This is a genomic window from Pseudomonas sp. MWU13-2105, assembly GCF_023242315.1.
In the GTDB taxonomy this organism is placed as follows: domain Bacteria; phylum Pseudomonadota; class Gammaproteobacteria; order Pseudomonadales; family Pseudomonadaceae; genus Aquipseudomonas.
The window spans coordinates 1-1,356 of sequence record NZ_JALLIY010000066.1; the positions used below are offsets into that span (position 1 = coordinate 1).

Annotated in this window: 1 protein-coding gene; it reads right to left on the reverse strand. The window is 55.8% G+C overall.

Annotation, left to right across the window (positions count from 1 at the left end; translation table 11 throughout):
- Positions 1-254: 254 nt before the first annotated feature.
- A complete protein-coding gene (locus tag M5B96_RS32300; protein WP_248801205.1) occupies positions 255-1,280 on the reverse strand; it encodes an IS110 family transposase in 1,026 nt (341 codons plus the stop codon).
- Between the last annotated feature and the right edge of the window lie 76 nt (positions 1,281-1,356).

The window sequence follows — 1,356 nt, forward strand, 5'->3', positions numbered from 1 at the left end:
TCTATGGTCACCCCCATTTTTGCAATGCTGATTAACGGGCGATGTGGTGGCTTGCTTAAATCTATCCGGCGTCTGCTGGGGTAAGCCCCGCGCCACGATGAGAGTCGCGCCTGGCGATCCTTAAAAACCCGTGCGGCTTAAAAAGCCAGATGTTTATCCAGGATCTTCGCTAGGCCGGTTGGCCGTTCACATCATCTGTTGTCAGCTATCGCAAAACCTGAAGGGTGAGTCGTGGTGCAGCAACAACAACGAGATCAGGCAGCCATAGAGTCTGATCCCGCTTCAAACTCGGTATGGTGTGCCGCTATCGCCCAGGCGATACGCGCCAGCTTATTGGCCAGGGCGCAGGCCACCACATTTGCGTGGCGTCGCATCAGCAGCGATCGCACCCATAGGGCTAGCGGTCCTTTCTGGCGGTCCAAATGCAACATGTAGACTCTTGCGCATTGCACTAGCAAACGTCTGAGATTCTTGTCTCCCCGTTTACTGATTCCTAGCAGATTGGCCTTGCCACCGGTGCTGTACTGCCTGGGCACCAGGCCGACAGACGCAGCAAAATCACGACTGCATCCGTACTGTTTGCCGTCGCCGATTTCCACAGCCAGCAGGCTGGCGGTGATCGGCCCGACACACGGCATGCCTAGCAAACGGCGACCTAGATCATCGTCGGCCAGTTGGCCTGCCAGCTCTTTGTCCAACTCCTGGATCTGCTCATCCAAGTAGAAGAAGTGCTCATGCAAGCGTTGTAACAGTATCGTCAGCCGAATGGGCATTTCATGCTCCGCTAAGATGACGGCCAAACGTTTCATCATTGCCAGTCCTTGCGGCAGGCTGATGCCAAACTCGAGCAGGAAGCCATGCATCTGATTGACGGCCTTGGTGCGGTCGCGGATCAGCGATTCGCGCAGGCGATGCAATACTGAAAGGGTTTGCTGGGCTTCGGTCTTGGGTGAAACGAAGCGCATCGTCGGGCGTGAAGCGGCTTCGCAGATGGCCTGTGCATCGACGAAATCGTTTTTGTTGCCCTTGACGAAGGGTTTAACGAACTGTGGGGAAATCAGCTTGGCCTGATGCCCTAGGGCAGTCAGCTCGCGAGCAACGAAATGTGCCCCGGCGCAGGCTTCCATCACCACGGTGCATGCTGGCAGATTGGCAAAGAAGCGCATCATTTGCTGTCGTGAGAGCTTCTTCCGAAACAGCTCTCGGCCAGGTTTGTCCTGGCCGTGCAGATGAAAGGTGTGTTTGCCGAGGTCGATACCGACCAGTGCCAAATCGCTCATGGTGATGGTCTCCGAAATAAAAATACCCTGCGAAAGCGTAGCCCTCGCAAGGTGTGGGGGTGACCATCTCATTACC

What these genes read in the sequence shown, in the direction of transcription:
- M5B96_RS32300 (WP_248801205.1), bottom strand. Translation starts at nt 1,280, where the DNA reads ATGAGCGATTTGGCACTGGTCGGTATCGACCTCGGCAAACACACCTTT.